The following is a 16,887-nucleotide window of genomic DNA, read 5'->3' as shown; positions in this document are numbered from 1 at the left end:
CACTCCTTAATGTTTTTCGGTGTTGATTACATTATATAGGATTGACTATGCATATGGAAGACCCCTTAGTGGGGTCTTCCTCTTTTTGGAATTTAATGCCCGATGCCCATGAAAATTATACACTAACAAGGACCAAGGATAACCTTAGCCCTTGTGCCACTTATTTACTCTTCTTTGTCTTCTACTTCTTCAACTTCTGCCTGCGTCCTTAGTCTAGGTGGCCTGTGGGGCGGGCATGGACAATCCTCTTCTCCTCCCAATCGACTGTCTTCAAGCTGCGGTGGGAACAGAGGCAATCTGAAGAATTCGTCGCAGATATTCTCTGCAAACTCCTCGCAAGGTGGAATTTCGCAGAATCCAAATGCGGGAACCAGGAGTTCTACCTTTGCTACTATCTTTAGTATTATGGTGATACACACATCTACATCAAATCTAAACATATCCCCTGGTACAAAATTGCCAGATACACATACTGCATTTACTACACTCTCAAGATGGAATGGAATAACAGACTCATCTGGTACAAACAAAACAACATCCTTTGGAATGATTATAACAGCAAAACCAGAACCCCTTCTACCCTGGGAGTCTTCAAATATAACTTCAATGGGTATCTCCACTTTGGTTCTTACCCTAGCAAAATTAGGTCTCTCTGGGAGTCTATCAATTCTGGTACCTCTCAGTTTGCCCTCTACAGTAGTACTCCTACAGCTTATAAAAGTCAAAGGAGGTACAAAACTGGTCTGCGGCTGGCAGACATTTTTTAAAACTATGCGGACATCGTTTAGCGTTTCCTGCTGAAGGCATGCATCATAAACCTTATTGACCTGAATACATACCCTCTCTATTATCCTGTTTAAACCTTCAGCACCTATACTTGCAGGACACCTTTCGTTGCCCTGATTTTTGTATGAATAAAAAGACATATTCTCAAACCCTCCTTTTTATGCAACTTAGAGAACTATATCGTCCTTCTAATGCATAATATGTACTATCGGGGAAGGTTGTGAATATTTTCAACAATTTTTATAAAAGGCAGGTGAAATATATGGATAATGCATTTATACTCCAAGATAGTATAGGCGGATATTGGCATATATATCTGTCAGATACCCATCGCATAAACTATACCTATATAAAAGATGGGAAAAGGACAATGACACCAACCAGTATAGATGGACAATTAGTAAAGAAATTTTGTGCCACTATGGATATACATGGAAGGATACATATACTCGCATATACCCATACCAGATATCTCATATATTACCAATGGAATGGAGAAGAATGGCGATATAATGTAATAGAACGCATAAAATCTCGATTTCAGAATATATCCTATGTGACAATAATATCATCCAGGACATATATCCACATGCTGTATTATATTCAAAGTTCACTATATAAAAATACAGAAGTAATGACCCACTATTATGGGGATGGACAGGAATGGGCAAGGGGCAGAATATGGACCTTTACTTCAGATAATCTGGTTATGCCCATGTGTCGTTTTGTAGACCTAAATGATAATCTCCACATACTGTATAGGTTTCAAAGGAGGCGGGAGACTAGCCTTTTTTATTGTAAATTTGACTCAAAGACAAATATATGGACAACACCCAGCTCAGTACATAGTAGTATGAATAGCTATAGGGATACAACCATATACGTGGATTCAGATAATAATATACACATAGCATGGATCGAAAAAGGCGAGGATGCAAATATTATAAAATATCTGACATCGAATAATAATGACGATCCTATAAAATGGCCGGAAGGTGTGCTCAATAAGGATAAGGAAAAAGCCTCCCGCCCTGCATTTTTTTATAATAAGACACTATATTGTTTTTGGCAAAATGGGGAGTCCATATTATTTAAGTGGTCAGATAATAATGGCCTCAACTGGTCCAAATCCCAAAGTATAATGGTGGAACATCCTAAAAACATTGAACATTTTGAATATGTATCATTGCTCTATGATGCCCTTCCTCCCCATCTGGAGATATGGGGTACCATATCTCCCAAGCTTAATATTTTCCCATTGGGTCTTATGCCCCAAAAATTAAATGCCCCTCCCCAAACCAGCAATATGGCTCAGGAAGGAACAAAATGGCTTGAAGACCTAAAAAAAGAATCCTCTCGCCTCTCCCGCCAGATAGAGGAGATATATCAGGCCCTATATGCCATACAGGATAAACTCATTCAAAATGAACGGAGCCTGTATAGCCTTCAAAGCAATGTAAAGAGACATGATTTTGAGATAAAGCAGCTACAAGATCTCCCAAAAGCAGAGGTCAATGAGTCACCTAATTCTGACGATGAGCCAAAATAAACTCGTTCATTACAGACAAAAGCTCATCCCTGCCCTGGCGGGTAACAGCAGAAAAAGGTATTATAGGTACCTTTTCATCATACCCTAGGGCAGATTGTACATCTTTTATCTGTCCCCTCCATCTGCCCTTTGATATCTTGTCCGCTTTGGTAGCAACAACAGCCACCGGCATATTAAAATGCCGTATCCATTCAGCCATTTGTATATCCAGTTGGGTAGGTGCATGGCGTATATCCACTATATGTACTATAAGGGCGATGGTCTCATTTGATGTAAGATATGAATTCATCATATCACCCCATGCCTCCTGCTCTTCCATGGATACCCTTGCAAAGCCATAGCCAGGTAGATCTACTAGATAAAATTTATCATTCATCATATAAAAGTTTAAAATACGGGTCTTGCCTGGCTGGCCACTCACCCTAGCCAGCTTATAATTGTTTGCTACACAGTTTATAAGGGAGGACTTGCCCACATTTGATTTACCTGCAAGGGCTATTTGAGGTAGCCCATCCCTTGGGCAATCCTCTTTTTTAACAGCTCCTTTTAGGTATTGCGCCTTCTTTATTTGCATTTGCCCCATTTCCCTCATTCTCCTTTTTCTTCAATCTATTCATTCTTAGATTTCTCCGGCATCTCTACTAATGCAAGCTTAAGCACTTCATCCATGTTCTTCACAGCTACTATATCCAGTTTGTTCTTTATATTATCCGGTATATCTTCCAGATCCTTTATATTTTCATGGGGAATAATGACGGTACTTATACCCGCCCTGTGGGCAGCCAGGGTCTTCTCCTTAAGCCCTCCTATTGGCAGCACTCTACCCCTTAGGGTTATCTCTCCGGTCATGGCTACATCACGTCTTATGGGTATCTCTGTCAAAGCCGACAGCATAGCCGTAGTAAGGGTTATACCTGCCGATGGTCCATCCTTTGGTATTGCCCCTTCAGGTACATGTACATGCATATCGATGGTTTCATGAAAATTCGGTTCGAGGCCAAATTCTTTGGCCTTTGAGCGTATATAGGTAAAAGCAGCCTGGGCAGACTCTTTCATAACGTCACCTAAATGACCTGTTAATACTAGCTTACCAGTACCTGGTACTGGAGTAGCCTCTATAAACAGAGTATCCCCTCCAACAGGGGTCCAGGCCATACCCGTTGCCACTCCAACCTCATCCTCTTCATCGGCCCTATCATAGCTGTATATGGGTATACCTAGGTATTTTCTAAGGTTGGAGGATGTTATTCTCACCCGCTTTGTGCCCATCTCAGCCACTCGCCTTGCCGCCTTGCGACATACGGCTGCTATCTGCCTCTCAAGCTCTCTAACTCCTGCCTCCCTTGTATAGTAGTTTATAATATCCCTTATGGTATTATCGGACATCATTATTCCATCCTCGGGTAATCCGTGTTCCTTAAGCTGCTTGGGAATGAGATATTGTTTTGCTATATTGAGCTTCTCATCCTCAGTATACCCCGGAATCCTGATGATTTCCATCCTATCTAAGAGGGGCCTTGGTATCGTATCTAGTGTATTTGCAGTAGTTAAAAACATAACCTTAGATAAATCAAATGGAAGCTCTAAATAATGATCCCTAAAGGCATAATTCTGTTCCGCATCCAATACCTCAAGTAGGGCAGAAGCTGGATCCCCACGAAAATCACTGCCTATCTTATCTATCTCATCCAATAGAAAAAGTGGATTTTTAGATCCAGCCGTCTTTATAGAGGATATTATACGTCCCGGGATGGCACCTACATAGGTACGCCTATGTCCCCTTATTTCAGCCTCATCACGTACACCGCCAAGGGACATACGTACGAACTTTCTGTTTAATGCCCTGGCTATGGATTTTGCTATGGATGTCTTACCAACTCCTGGAGGACCTACAAAGCAGAGTATTGGACCTTTCATGGTTTTTGTAAGATTCTTTACTGCAAGGTATTCTAATATTCGTTCCTTTACCTTATAGAGCCCATAATGATCCTCATCAAGTACTTTAGCGGCTATCTTCATATCGGTATTATCCACCGTCTCATCATTCCATGGTAGATCTATTATCCAATCCAAATAGTTTCTAACTACCGTTCCTTCCGCTGACGCAGATGGCATTCTAGATAGCTTTTCAAGCTCTTTAAATGCCTTTTCCTTGACCTCTTTAGGAAGGTTAGCCGATTCTAAGTTGCTTTTATATTCCTCCACCTCGCCTACAGTGCTGTCATATTCACCTAGTTCCTTCTGTATGGCCTTTAACTGCTCCCTAAGATAGTATTCCCGCTGTACCTTATCTATCTGCTTCTTGACACGTCCCGCAATCCTACGCTCTATCCTAGATATCTCTATCTCACGTGATAATATATCATAAAGCCTCTCAAGTCTGTCCGTTATATCTATGGCGTCTAATATATCCTGCTTATCTTCCATTTTAACCAGTACATTTGCAGCGATTATATCGGATAGTTGACCAGGATCATTTACAGTACTAACCGATACCAAAGTCTCGGGTGCCAACCTGCTGCTAATCTTGACATAATCGTCAAAGAGATCAAGTAGACTACGCATAAGACCCTCTTGCTCCAAATTCACCTTTTCCATTTCAGGATCCCTACATGCCTCTACTTTACCCTCAAAATAGGGATCTTCCTTGATATATTCCAACATCCTGCCCCTGCTTAATCCCTCAACAAGCACTCTTATATTATTTCCCGGCAACTTTAGTATCTGTTTTATCTTTGCTATTGTACCTACCTCATGTATATCCTCTATATGAGGTTCATCAGCCTTTGGATCATTTTGGGCTACCAAAAATATCTCCTGATTGCCTACCATAGCCTGCTCTATGGCTGCTATTGACTTTTCCCTAACTACATCAAAATGCAATACCATATATGGGAATACTGCCAAACCTCTAAGTGTTAATACTGGCAAAATCTTTATATCAGTATTATCTCCCATTCAATCATCTCCTTAATTACACATAAAAAATTATATATTATCTACCAGATGCACTAAGTAAATTACTGTCTTGGATTCCCGCCTTTACAGTCTTATCCCTATCATCATTGCATAGGACATATTTCAATACATCTTCCAACCTATCCACTGGTATAATCTCCATATCATAGGCCTTAAAATTTTCCTGCCAGTTGTCCCTTGGAATTATAACTCGCCTTGCACCAGCATCTCTGGCAGCTGCTATCTTTGCAGAAACACCGCCCACAGGTCGTACATCGCCAAATATGGACACTTCTCCAGTCATGGCTACCTTATTATTCACATGTTTACCTGTAATTGCAGAATAGATGGCAGTAGCCATACTTATTCCTGCAGAAGGACCATCTATGGGTATGCCGCCTGGAAAGTTTACATGGATATCATAGTCCTTGGGGTTTATATTAAAGCATTTTTGCAAAGCAGTCAATACATTATCAACAGATGCCCTGGCAGTGCTCTTGCGCTTAAGCTTTTTCGAATCACTGCCCATCTCCTCTTCATCTACTATACCTGTTACCGTTATAATACCTTTTCCTTCAATCGTAGGTATAGCAGTACATTCTATGTCCATAACTGTACCAAGGCTCGGTCCATAAACTGCCAATCCATTGACACATCCTATCCTAGGCCTTGATGGCATCTTCTTCTCAGGTCTAGGACTGTAGTGGCCACTTTCAACTACCCACTCAATATCATCAAGTGTTATATGGTGCCTGCCTTCCATAAGGGCTACACCTCCGGCCAATTGTATCATATTTACTGCCTCACGACCATTAGTAGCATACCTGCCTATAGTATCAGTGGCCATTTCATCTATGGTAAATCCAGCACTTTCTGCACCGTTCTTAGCTATTAGCATTATCTCATCAGGTGTAAGGGCACGAAAAAAGATCTCCAAACATCTAGAACGTATGGCGGGAGGTATCTCTTCTGCACCCCTTGTAGTGGCGCCTACCAGCCTAAAATCAGCAGGCAGTCCATTTTTAAATATATCATGTATGTGCCTAGGTATATTTTTATCCTCTGAATTGTAATATGCACTCTCCAGCATTACCTTTCTATCCTCTAGCACCTTTAAAAGTTTATTCATCTGAATAGGATGGAGCTCCCCTATTTCATCTAAAAATAGCAAGCCTCCATGTGCCTTTGTAACCGCACCTGGCTTTGGCTGGGGTATGCCAGCAACCCCCATTGGCCCTGCCCCTTGATATATGGGGTCATGTACCGAACCTATCAATGGATCGGCTATACTCCGCTCGTCAAATCTTATGGAGGTGGCATCCATCTCTATAAATTTTGCATTCTGCCTAAATGGCGACCAAGGATTTTTTTTTGCCTCCTCCATAACCAGCCTGGCAGCACAGGTTTTTCCCACCCCCGGAGGACCATATATTAGAACATGCTGAGGGTTTGGTCCGCATAGCGCAGCCTTTAATGCCTTTATTCCTTCCTCCTGTCCAATTATGTCCTCCAACTGCTTAGGCCGCGTCTTCTCAGACAGGGGTTGGGTAAGGGATATCTCCCTTAAACGCCTGAGTTTCTCCATCTCTTTTTTTGATTCCTTGTCCACTGCTGACTTAGTATCCTGTTGCCCCCTTAGCATGTTGAAAAAATACAAACCTATTACAATCGCAAAAAAGAACTGTATTAAAGCCACTATATTGTTAAACAAAAGCTTGGCCTCCTCTCTATACTCATAATATTAGTATGTTTTAGGCCAGCTTTTTTTATCCAGCAAAAAAGAGCTGCATTTTTGCAGCTCTTTTTACGATACCGATTCCCTTTTGGTCTTTGATTTTTTAGCAGTTTTTTTGACCTTCTGTCCATCGACCAATATAAGCATGGGATCGCTCTTATTAAGTACCGTATCCTTCGTTACTATACATTTCTCTACATCATCCCGTGATGGAATTTCATACATCACATTGAGCATAGTATCTTCAAGTATGGCTCTAAGCCCTCTAGCACCGGTCTTTCGTTCAATGGCCATATGGGCAATGGTAAGAAGTGCCTCTTTTTCAAACTCCAATACCACATCATCCATCTCAAATAACTTTTGATACTGCTTAACCAGCGCATTTTTAGGTTCGGTAAGTATCCTGACAAGAGCCTCTTCATTTAACTGGTTCAATGTTGCTATAATAGGCAATCTACCTACAAATTCCGGTATAAGACCAAACTTTAATAGGTCTTCCGGTAAGATCTTGCTTAATATCTCCCCAATGTCGTTTTCTGTATTGTGTTTTATATCAGCACCAAAACCCATGGACTTTTTGCCTGTGCGATTTTGGATGATATTTTCCACTCCATCGAATGCACCACCGCATATAAACAATATATTGGTAGTGTCTATCTGAATAAACTCCTGATGGGGATGTTTGCGCCCGCCTTGGGGAGGCACACTAGCCATAGTTCCTTCAAGTATTTTTAGTAGTGCCTGCTGCACCCCTTCACCAGATACATCACGAGTAATAGATGGATTTTCAGATTTTCTGGCAATCTTGTCTATCTCATCAATATATACAATGCCCTTTTCGGCACGCTCTATATCATAATCAGCAGACTGAATAAGCTTTAATAGTATATTTTCAACATCTTCCCCCACATATCCAGCTTCAGTGAGAGAAGTAGCGTCAGCAATGGCAAACGGTACATTGAGTATCTTTGCCAGCGTCTGCGCTAGCAAAGTTTTTCCTGAACCGGTGGGACCTAGCATAAGTATATTGCTTTTTTGCAGCTCAACATCACTGGTCTTTACATCACTGTTTATACGTTTGTAATGATTGTATACTGCAACAGAAAGGGTCTTTTTTGCCCCTTCTTGTCCTACAACATATTGATCAAGTATATCCTTTATCTCCTGCGGTTTTGGGATCTCCTTTAGATCAATATCCGACACATCCTCGAATTCCTCATCTATTATCTCTTGGCACAGTTCTATACATTCATCACATATATACACACCCGGGCCTGCCACCAAGCGGCGTACCTGATCCTGGGTTTTGCCGCAAAAAGAGCATTTTAATTGTTTTTTATCATCATATCGTGCCATGTCTTCACCTCTTAAACCATGCTTTATTTACGGAACGTCATTACTTCGTCTACTATACCATATTCCTTTGCCTCTTCTGCAGACATGAAGAAATCCCTATCCGTATCCCTTTCTATCCTTTCCAGCGGCTGCCCTGTATTTTCAGACAATATCTGGTTTATACGTTTTTTAAGCTTCAATATCTGCTCTGCATGAATAGCAATATCCGAAGCCTGGCCCCTTGCTCCACCAAGTGGCTGATGTATCATTATCTCACTATTAGGTAGAGCTATCCTTTTGCCCTTGGTACCGGCAGATAGTAAAAATGCACCCATGGATGCTGCCATACCAATGCATATTGTAGATACATCACATTTTATATACTTCATCGTATCATAGATGGCAAAGCCAGCTGTAACAGATCCCCCTGGACTATTCAAGTATATCTGAATATCCTTATCTGGATCTTCTGCTTCAAGATATAATAGCTGGGCCACTAACAGATTGGCCATATCATCATATATCTCCCCACCAAGGAATATAATACGCTCTTTTAAAAGTCTCGAATATATGTCATATGAGCGCTCACCTCGATTTGTCTGTTCAACAACAATAGGCACCAAACTCATATGTCTACGCCTCCTTATTTTCTTCCTTTTTATCCACTATAACAGCATTCTCCATCAAAAAATCAACGGTTTTCTGGAATAGCAGATTTTCCTTGAGGTATGCCTCCTGACCCTTCCAATATTCCCTTACCTTTTCCTCTTCTATGTTGTTTTCTTCTGCTAATCGTTTTATGTCCGCATCTACATCCTGGTCAGTTACCTCTATCTTCTCTTCCTTGCCTATCTTTTCAAGCACAAGTTGGGTCTTCACTGTATTATATGCCTCATCCCTGTATTGTGCCCTAAAATCGTCCATAGATGTATTGGTAAACTGGAGATATTGTTCCAGTGTAAGCCCACGATACATCAAAGTATACTCAAAGTCATAAATCGCATGGTCTACCTGATGCTCAACCATTACATCTGGAATATCCACAGTGCACCTATCTACGATCTCTTTTATAAGACTATTTTCCATTTCGGCCTTTGCACTATCCTTTGCTGATTTTTCCATGTTTTTTACGAGGTCGGCCTTGTAATCCTCTAAAGTATCAAATTCACTTATATCCTTTGCAAATTCATCATCTAGCTCAGGAAGTTCCTTTTCCTTTATCTCATTTATCTTTACATGGAATACCGCTTCCTTACCCGATAGCTCAGCAGCATGATACTCTTCTGGGAATGTAACTTTTATATCATTCTCTTCCCCTACTTTCATACCCACCAATTGCTCCTCGAAACCAGGAATAAATTGTCCAGATCCTATCTCTAGAGATTGATTTTCAGCACTCCCGCCTTCAAATAACTCTCCGTCTACAGAGCCCTGATAGTCAAGTGTAACCCTATCATCATTCCTTACTTCCCGATCATCGGCAGATATCCATCTAGCATTTTGCTCTTGGAGCTGTTTTAGTCTCTGCTCCACATCCTGCTCTGTAACATTATACTCTACCTTTTGAACTTCTATTCCTTTGTATTCCCCTAATTCCACCTCAGGTTTTACAGTAACCTCTGCAGTAAAAATAAGATTTTGGCCTTGTCCGATCTGTACTATATCAAACTCAGGCTGGTCAACTGGTTCTATGCCCTGTTCCTTTACTGCATCTAGATATGCCTTAGGGCAAACATCATTTACAGCGTCCTCGTAGAATACGGCTTCTGAGTAATATGTCTCGATTATCTTTCTAGGCACCCTGCCCTTACGAAATCCCGGAATTGCAATATTTTTTCGATTTTTGATATAAGATTTTTGCATAGCCTCTTCAAATTGCTGTGCATCTACCTCAATCTCAAGTTTAACTGTATTTTTTTCAGTTTTTTCAGCTGTAGCTTTCACCTAAAAGTCCTCCTTAGAAACAAATTTATTCAATTTTTATTTATCCGCCTATACGATTCTATTAACTATTATATTATAGCATAATAGAATCATATGTCCAATACAATTTTGACACATATTGCTAGGTAGATATCCATGCCACTTTCGTGTATTTTAGCACAATGTATGAGGCATTGCAATATGTATCCCGTATGTAGTATAATTGTGAGAGTTATAGTGATGATAGCAGCAATTAGCTTTTAATTGTTGTTCCGATTCTTAGTATTATTCTTGTACCTGTCTATAACTTATATACCACAGGTGTACAATTTTAAAACAGTCAAGGAGGTATACAAATGTCACTGCTTGAAAATAAGAATATATTGATAATGGGTGTATCAAATAAATGGAGCATTGCATGGGGCATAGCAAAAGCCTGCTCAAGGGAAGGGGCAAATCTCATATTTACATATGAAGGCGAACGGACAGAGCGTTCAGTAAAACAACTTTTATCAAGTGAAATGCCAGATGCGAAGCTTTATAAATGTAACGTTACAGATGATATGGATATCCTAAGGCTTTTTGATGATATAAAAAACGATATAGGAACGCTCCATGGCGTGGTGCACAGCCTTGCATTTGCCAAAAAGGAAGAGCTTGAAGGTAACTTTTCTGAAACCTCAAGGGATGGTTATCTGCTAGCCCAAAATATAAGTTCCTATTCTTTGGTGGCAGTATCACGCTATGCAAAGAATCTAATGACAGAAGGTGGAGGGATCATAACCCTTACCTATATTGGCGGCGAGAGGGCAGTACCAAACTACAATGTAATGGGCGTTGCTAAAGCGGCACTAGAATCAGCCGTACGATACTTAGCAGCAGAACTAGGCAAAAACAATATAAGGGTAAACTCCATATCCGCAGGTCCCATAAAGACCATATCGGCTAGGGGGGTAAGTAATTTTACCAATATGCTTAAACAATATGAGGGAAAGGTGCCCCTAGGCCGAACTGTAACTCAAGAAGAAGTGGGAAATACAGCAGCATTCCTCTTAAGTGACCTATCCCAAGCCATAACCGGTGAAAACATCCATGTAGATGCTGGATATCATATATTGGGTTTGTAAAATTACTGAAGGCCTGTATCAATTTGATACAGGCCTTTTTTATATCACGGAAATGACAACATATCTGCAAATATATCCTGAAAATCTGACCTTGCCGACACCTCGACATACTTTATCAAACCCCTTATATTTTCTATTTCTGCCATCTTGTATTTAGACAAAAGGGCCATCTTTGCCCCTCTACCAGATGCATTTCCTATTGTCTTTATCTTATATTTAAGCTCCTCTGGAATAAGACCTATAAGTATGCTATTCTTTTGATCCATATAATTACCGAATCCACCTGATAGATATACCCTTCCCACATCTTCATAATCCAGTTTGTATTCATTCATAAGTATCCGTATACCAGCTGCTATACCTGCCTTTGCAAGCTGAAGCTCCCTTACATCTTTCTGACATATATACACATCCTTACTCCCGCAAACTTCGCCCTCACGGGATATTATAAATGCCGCCTGCCCGTCTATCTCACAGAGCCTATCTTGTATAGCAGTAGAAAGGTGCAATGTCCCCTCCTCACCCCGCCTCATCATTTTTCCCTGGGCATCCAATATACCCAATTTGAGCATAATAGCTACTCCATCAACCAGCCCAGAACCACATATACCCTGAGACGGCCTGTCCATTATGGTGGCATATACTATATCCCCATCTGACAATTTGATTTTATTGATGGCACCACCCGTTGCAGCCATGCCACAGCGTATCCGTGCTCCCTCAAACGCAGGTCCAGCCGATGCAGAACAGGATATAAAGCCATCCTTATTTCCAAGTACTATCTCACCATTAGTCCCCACATCCACAAGTAAACTCATCTTTTCACTTTTGTACATACCAGATGCCAAAACAGCAGATATGGTATCTGCACCTATATATCCAGCTATCATAGGCAGCAAGGTAACCCTACCATCAGGACATATATTGATATCTAGGTCCCTTGCCGGTATATGTAGTGTCCTTGCCACCACAGGTGTAAAAGGGGGCACAGCTATATGATCTACCGGCAGATTAGCGAAAAGGTGTAGCATTACAGTATTCCCCGAAAGGGTAATATGGTATATCTGCTTCTTATGTATGGACCATTTGGCACAAAAATACTCTATCATATCATTTATCTCCCGCCTTATCATATCAGAGAGACTAGATAAGCCATCCCCATGCCCTATGGTATAGTCTATACGTGTTATTATATCTCCCCCATACTTTACCTGGGGATTAACAGTAGAATATATGTCTATCTGACGACCCGTATTTAATTCCATAAGAAATCCAGCTATGGAGGTAGTCCCTATATCTACCGCTATGCCATAGCTCCTATCCCTTGTATCCCCACTTTCTATGGATACCACGTCATTATAGAAAAGGGATACGGTAACAGAGTATTTATCATTTCTCAGTACTTCTGACAATTCCCCCATAACATTGTATGGAATACTGCTTTTATGCCCCAGCCCTGCCTCTATCCGCTCCACATCACTTGTCCTATCTTCCATGCTGGGAGGTGGGAGGGAGATGTGCTGCTTCTGTATGGCGGGAGACACTTCATCCATCCCTTCCTTGTCTATCAAAATACCTGCCCCTGCAAATTCGTTTACTGTCTGGATGGTAATATCCTCGTCTATCTCTATCATACACGCCAACCTTATACCTGCCTCAATCTCCCTATCGGATAATAATTCCCGTTCCTGTTCGGTTATACCATAACCAGTACCCTCTACAACCCTTATCTTGCATTTGCCACAAATACCTGCCCCCCCGCAGGTAGAGGGAATAAAAACCCTCTCTCGCCTTAGCAGATCTAAAAGATTCATATAGGGCCTTGCCTCTAGTGTTATTGATTTGCCATCGTGTTCTATAATAGTAACTTCGTACATGTTACCCTTTAGCCCCTTTCAATATATCCTTCTAAAAAAACATTAACCCTATCATTTTATAATGAACGTATGGATAATTGCAAATAAAACTTCAAATACTAGTTTAAAACATTATCTATTCCAGTATATGGCACAAAAAAGTCGGCTATTTTGTACAGCCAACCTTATATATTGAAGCGTCCTATGCTTTTAAAATACATACATAACTAATTATACTACCTACACAGGTTTATTTCTAGACGGTATTATAATAATCGGGACTTTTTTCTTATCTATTATAGCATTCGCTCATTATGCGCCATGTTTGATCTATCATAGTCTCCAATTTAAAATTTTTCTCCACATTTTCTTTGCCTGATTTTCCTAGCCTTTCACGCATATCAGGATGATCTATCATATTTAAAATAGCCAAACCTATTTCCATCTTGTTGGCGGGAGGAATTAAATATCCAGTCTGCCTGTGGTTTATTATCTCGGGAATACCCCCTACATAACTGGCAATAACCGGAATACCAAAGGACATGGCCTCAAGTACCGATATACCCAGACCTTCTGACAATGTAGGCAAAACAAATATATCCATTATGCCATAATAATCCTCTATGTTTTCCACATACCCTGTAAATATGATATGTGTATCGGAAATACCATGGGCCCTTGCCTTTAATCTATCCTCCTCTGGCCCATCACCTATTATAATAAACTTCATATCATCATACTTGTCAAGTACCATGGGTATTGCATCCAACAGGTAATCTATACCCTTTGCCGGTATAAGCCTGGATGTGGTGCCCACTACCAATGTAGAATTTGATATACCCATCTCATCCCTTAAATCCGAATCTATAGTTTGTACAGTATCTATTCCATTATATACCACGTGCATTTTTGTGGAGGGAAGTCCCATCTCTTCGATCATATACCTGCTAAGACTATCGGATACCGTTATTATAGCACATGTATCCTTATACAATCTATGCTCTAAAAAACGGGCCATTTTTAGCTTCCATCCACCACTAAAAGGCAAAAAATTATGAACTGTATATAAAACCGATATCCCTCCAATCCTCTGGGCTGCCCGTCTGCCTATTATACTTGCTTTAAAGCCATGGACATGTAGAATATCAGGATTATATTTCTTTATGATATTTGTGAGTTTTTGAGTACTCCTTTTTACAGAGGAAACACCCATATCCTCCGGTACAAAAAAAGGAATACATTCTATACCGCTATTTGATAGCTCCTCCATTAATCTATCCTCAGGTGTACACAATGCAATTACCCTTGCGTCCTTTGATTTTAATCCTCTAGATAGGGATAGAAAATGCTTTACCATTCCCCCTTTTGCAGGTGGCAAAAGTTCCATTACAGTCATGAATCTACCTCCTTTGTATTAAGCTCCTCTATCATTAGGAGTGTGATAGGCGGCGCTATATATATCATAGCCGTGGCAGCAGCCACTATTCCTGAATCATTAGCAAGTAATGCAGCAATGGCGCCTGCAGTTGCACCTATGAGCCCTTTTTTCACTATATTAAAACGCTCAAATGTCCGTCTTAAAAGTCCAGTGGGTTTGAAAAATAATACTACAATCAGTATAAGCGAAGTTAGAAATACCTTGCTCCAAATGGTATACCTTATGAGCTTTATATTCATAGATATCTTCCGTTTAAATATTATAAAGAGTTCCTTTATACCGTTCTCCCTTATGAGCTTTACTGTCTGACCCATATGTGACTGGGCATCCGCACCGCCTATATTGTCCAATAAAAACACCCCCACCAATAACGCCATCAATAACAATAATGCAGATATTACACGCCTTGGAGTTATCTTTATTTCATATATGAGGCATATGGTACATAAAAAAGCTATAAATGCTGCTATTGAGCCGCCTACATTGGCTCCTAACCTAGGGGATACCATGGTAAATAGGCCCATAAGAAATATTAAAGTCGTTATCACTCTGCCCATAGAACTATCCCTAAGCCTTTGAAGCATTGCACAACTCCCCGTACATATGGATGCTATCATAACCCCCATATATTCATTGCCCATGCCATAAAACCTTGATCCACTTATGACATCATATCCCAGGGGCGAATCCCTTATAAGGCGGGCACCGGTCAACTGATCCACAATGAGAGAAATGGCAAGCCCAAGGGATAATATCCATATTCTATCTACAGTTGTAGGCACAAAATACATCAAAAGGGCAAGTATAACAAGAGAGATCATAAGGGCTATCAATGCATTTTGAAACATGGAAGGGGTATAAAACACGGGCAGTATAAGATAGCAAAGCGGTACTATCATTACGAATAATAAAAGTATGTTTATCCATTTTATATATCTCTTTGCAAATAGAAATATCAATAGGGCGGCTATTGATATTATTATGTCCCCATATATATATGCAGGATTTAATGTGTGTCGCATATCAAGGAGTAGGACTAACCTTTCATTAAATTCAAGCATTTCATCCACTCCCGCCTTCTCATCTATTGAATATGCATAACTGCCCAGTTGCCCGGGAAGGGGCGGGAGATCAAACATATGAAGTATAGTAGCACCTACATCCATATTGGTAATAACACCTTTCCTACGTGTGGAACTTGAGGTTAAATACCCGTTTCCCATGTTCGGTCCAGTGATTATAACAGGAGCTAGGCGATTGCCACGTCCTATATCCTTGGCGGGAGCTACAGGGGATAAAAACATCACTATATCCTTGTCAAAATTAACTTTTTTTAGGATATTACCTATAAATTTATCCCCTTCCTCCATGGCAATACGTCGATATCGCTCTAGCATTTCTTCCGTGCATTTATTTTTAAAATTCTCAGCCCTGCTTGTATCTCCCAGTTCTATACCAATCACCTGAGCCTCATCCCATGCTTTTTCTATGGCATTCTCAAGCCTTTTATAATCAGTCTTTATGCCAAAGGGTCTTTTGGTATCTATCATATTCATACTTCTACCCACATCTCCCCTTTCAACTACCCCATATCTATCCATAAGGAATGATGCCATGTACCTTTGTGGATTGTCAGGGAGATCGCTATTTCCAAATACTGCTGTTTTGATGCCGTGTCCACGCAATACATCACCTACAGCCCCTATATTTATGTCATATAGCCTATCACTATTTAGATCATATAAGTCTATAATGCCCATATTAACTATATTTTCATCTAAAACCTCCCGCCCCATCATCTGATAGTACAGATCTTTCACCAGCTGTCCGTCATATGTATCATTGGCATCAAGGCATATGGAGGATTTGTCATTTCCCCTGGCCCTAGCCCCGGCCCCAAGGGTCACATAGGCATTTTTTTGTGCAAGGCTGCCACCTGTGTTTGTAGTCATAAGCCCTTTAGCACCCTTTTTTATAATTGCCTCTATATTTATCAAATTATACTCATCTATATCCCTATAGCTTACCCTGTCCATGGATATTATGACCAGTCTTGAACCGGATATCTTATCAGATGGTAATTCCGATGCATAGGTTATAGATTGACCTATAGATAAAAACATCAAAACAACCAACAAAATACACGCTGCCCTTTTCAAAAAAAGTACCTCCTCAAGAAA

The 16,887-nt window shown here is 40.5% G+C and carries 12 protein-coding genes; 2 read left to right on the top strand and 10 right to left on the bottom strand.

The window, feature by feature from the left end; genetic code table 11:
- Positions 1-164: 164 nt before the first annotated feature.
- Positions 165-926 carry a hypothetical protein gene (locus tag EJN67_RS05230; RefSeq protein ID WP_129723269.1) on the bottom strand — a complete coding sequence of 254 codons (762 nt, stop codon included), beginning with the start codon at positions 924-926 and terminating at the stop codon, positions 165-167.
- 122 nt (positions 927-1,048) lie between these two features.
- On the opposite strand from EJN67_RS05230, the gene EJN67_RS05225 reads away from it, so the two are divergent.
- Entirely contained in the window at positions 1,049-2,335 is a 1,287-nt protein-coding gene (locus EJN67_RS05225; protein ID WP_129723267.1) for a hypothetical protein, read from the top strand.
- On the opposite strand, the gene yihA is transcribed toward EJN67_RS05225, so the two are convergent.
- The 6 genes from yihA to tig form a co-directional block, all read right to left on the bottom strand.
- Positions 2,310-2,918, bottom strand: a complete 609-nt coding sequence (yihA, locus tag EJN67_RS05220) for a ribosome biogenesis GTP-binding protein YihA/YsxC (RefSeq protein ID WP_243641234.1) — start codon at positions 2,916-2,918, stop codon at positions 2,310-2,312. The two genes, EJN67_RS05225 and yihA, sit on opposite strands and share 26 nt — an antisense overlap.
- A gap of 26 nt (positions 2,919-2,944) precedes the next feature.
- Entirely contained in the window at positions 2,945-5,293 is a 2,349-nt protein-coding gene (gene lon, locus EJN67_RS05215; protein WP_129723265.1) for an endopeptidase La, read from the bottom strand.
- Between the two features lie 37 nt (positions 5,294-5,330).
- Entirely contained in the window at positions 5,331-7,004 is a 1,674-nt protein-coding gene (gene lonB, locus EJN67_RS05210; protein WP_129723263.1) for an ATP-dependent protease LonB, read from the bottom strand.
- A 93-nt stretch (positions 7,005-7,097) separates the two neighbouring features.
- Complete coding sequence (clpX, locus tag EJN67_RS05205; protein ID WP_129723262.1) at positions 7,098-8,384, bottom strand: ATP-dependent Clp protease ATP-binding subunit ClpX; 1,287 nt, start codon at positions 8,382-8,384, stop codon at positions 7,098-7,100.
- Positions 8,385-8,407: 23 nt separating this feature from the next.
- Positions 8,408-8,992 (bottom strand): ATP-dependent Clp endopeptidase proteolytic subunit ClpP, encoded by a 585-nt coding sequence (gene clpP / locus EJN67_RS05200; protein ID WP_129723260.1) that lies wholly within the window; start codon positions 8,990-8,992, stop codon positions 8,408-8,410.
- 4 nt (positions 8,993-8,996) lie between these two features.
- On the bottom strand, positions 8,997-10,307 hold the full coding sequence (tig, locus tag EJN67_RS05195) for a trigger factor (protein WP_129723258.1): 1,311 nt from the start codon (positions 10,305-10,307) through the stop codon (positions 8,997-8,999).
- Positions 10,308-10,642: 335 nt separating this feature from the next.
- Between tig and fabI the strand changes: the two genes are divergently transcribed.
- Positions 10,643-11,413: an enoyl-ACP reductase FabI gene (gene fabI / locus EJN67_RS05190; RefSeq protein ID WP_129723256.1), complete on the top strand. Its 771-nt coding sequence runs from the start codon at positions 10,643-10,645 to the stop codon at positions 11,411-11,413.
- Positions 11,414-11,457: 44 nt separating this feature from the next.
- Here the strand turns inward: fabI and EJN67_RS05185 are convergent, their stop codons facing one another.
- The 3 genes from EJN67_RS05185 to EJN67_RS05175 form a co-directional block, all read right to left on the bottom strand.
- Positions 11,458-13,290, bottom strand: coding sequence for an ASKHA domain-containing protein (locus EJN67_RS05185; protein ID WP_129723254.1), 1,833 nt, complete (start codon positions 13,288-13,290; stop codon positions 11,458-11,460).
- 268 nt (positions 13,291-13,558) lie between these two features.
- The gene (locus tag EJN67_RS05180) at positions 13,559-14,665 is read right to left on the bottom strand and encodes a glycosyltransferase family 4 protein (RefSeq protein ID WP_129723252.1); all 1,107 of its coding nucleotides are present in this window, start codon (positions 14,663-14,665) and stop codon (positions 13,559-13,561) included.
- The gene (locus EJN67_RS05175) at positions 14,662-16,866 is read right to left on the bottom strand and encodes a hypothetical protein (RefSeq protein ID WP_129723250.1); all 2,205 of its coding nucleotides are present in this window, start codon (positions 16,864-16,866) and stop codon (positions 14,662-14,664) included. Before EJN67_RS05175 ends, EJN67_RS05180 begins: the two co-directional genes overlap by 4 nt.
- Positions 16,867-16,887 lie beyond the last annotated feature (21 nt).

Source organism: Xylanivirga thermophila, from assembly GCF_004138105.1.
Taxonomy (GTDB): Bacteria; Bacillota; Clostridia; order Caldicoprobacterales; family Xylanivirgaceae; genus Xylanivirga; species Xylanivirga thermophila.
This window is presented reverse-complemented; position numbering and strand designations above follow the sequence as displayed.

Coding starts and splice junctions, on each gene's coding strand:
- EJN67_RS05180 (WP_129723252.1), bottom strand. CDS start 14,665: ATGACTGTAATGGAACTTTTGCCACCTGCAAAAGGGGGAATGGTAAAG.
- clpX (WP_129723262.1), bottom strand. CDS start 8,384: ATGGCACGATATGATGATAAAAAACAATTAAAATGCTCTTTTTGCGGC.
- lon (WP_129723265.1), bottom strand. CDS start 5,293: ATGGGAGATAATACTGATATAAAGATTTTGCCAGTATTAACACTTAGA.
- fabI (WP_129723256.1), top strand. CDS start 10,643: ATGTCACTGCTTGAAAATAAGAATATATTGATAATGGGTGTATCAAAT.
- EJN67_RS05185 (WP_129723254.1), bottom strand. CDS start 13,290: ATGTACGAAGTTACTATTATAGAACACGATGGCAAATCAATAACACTA.
- yihA (WP_243641234.1), bottom strand. CDS start 2,918: ATGGGGCAAATGCAAATAAAGAAGGCGCAATACCTAAAAGGAGCTGTT.
- EJN67_RS05230 (WP_129723269.1), bottom strand. CDS start 926: ATGTCTTTTTATTCATACAAAAATCAGGGCAACGAAAGGTGTCCTGCA.
- EJN67_RS05225 (WP_129723267.1), top strand. CDS start 1,049: ATGGATAATGCATTTATACTCCAAGATAGTATAGGCGGATATTGGCAT.
- clpP (WP_129723260.1), bottom strand. CDS start 8,992: ATGAGTTTGGTGCCTATTGTTGTTGAACAGACAAATCGAGGTGAGCGC.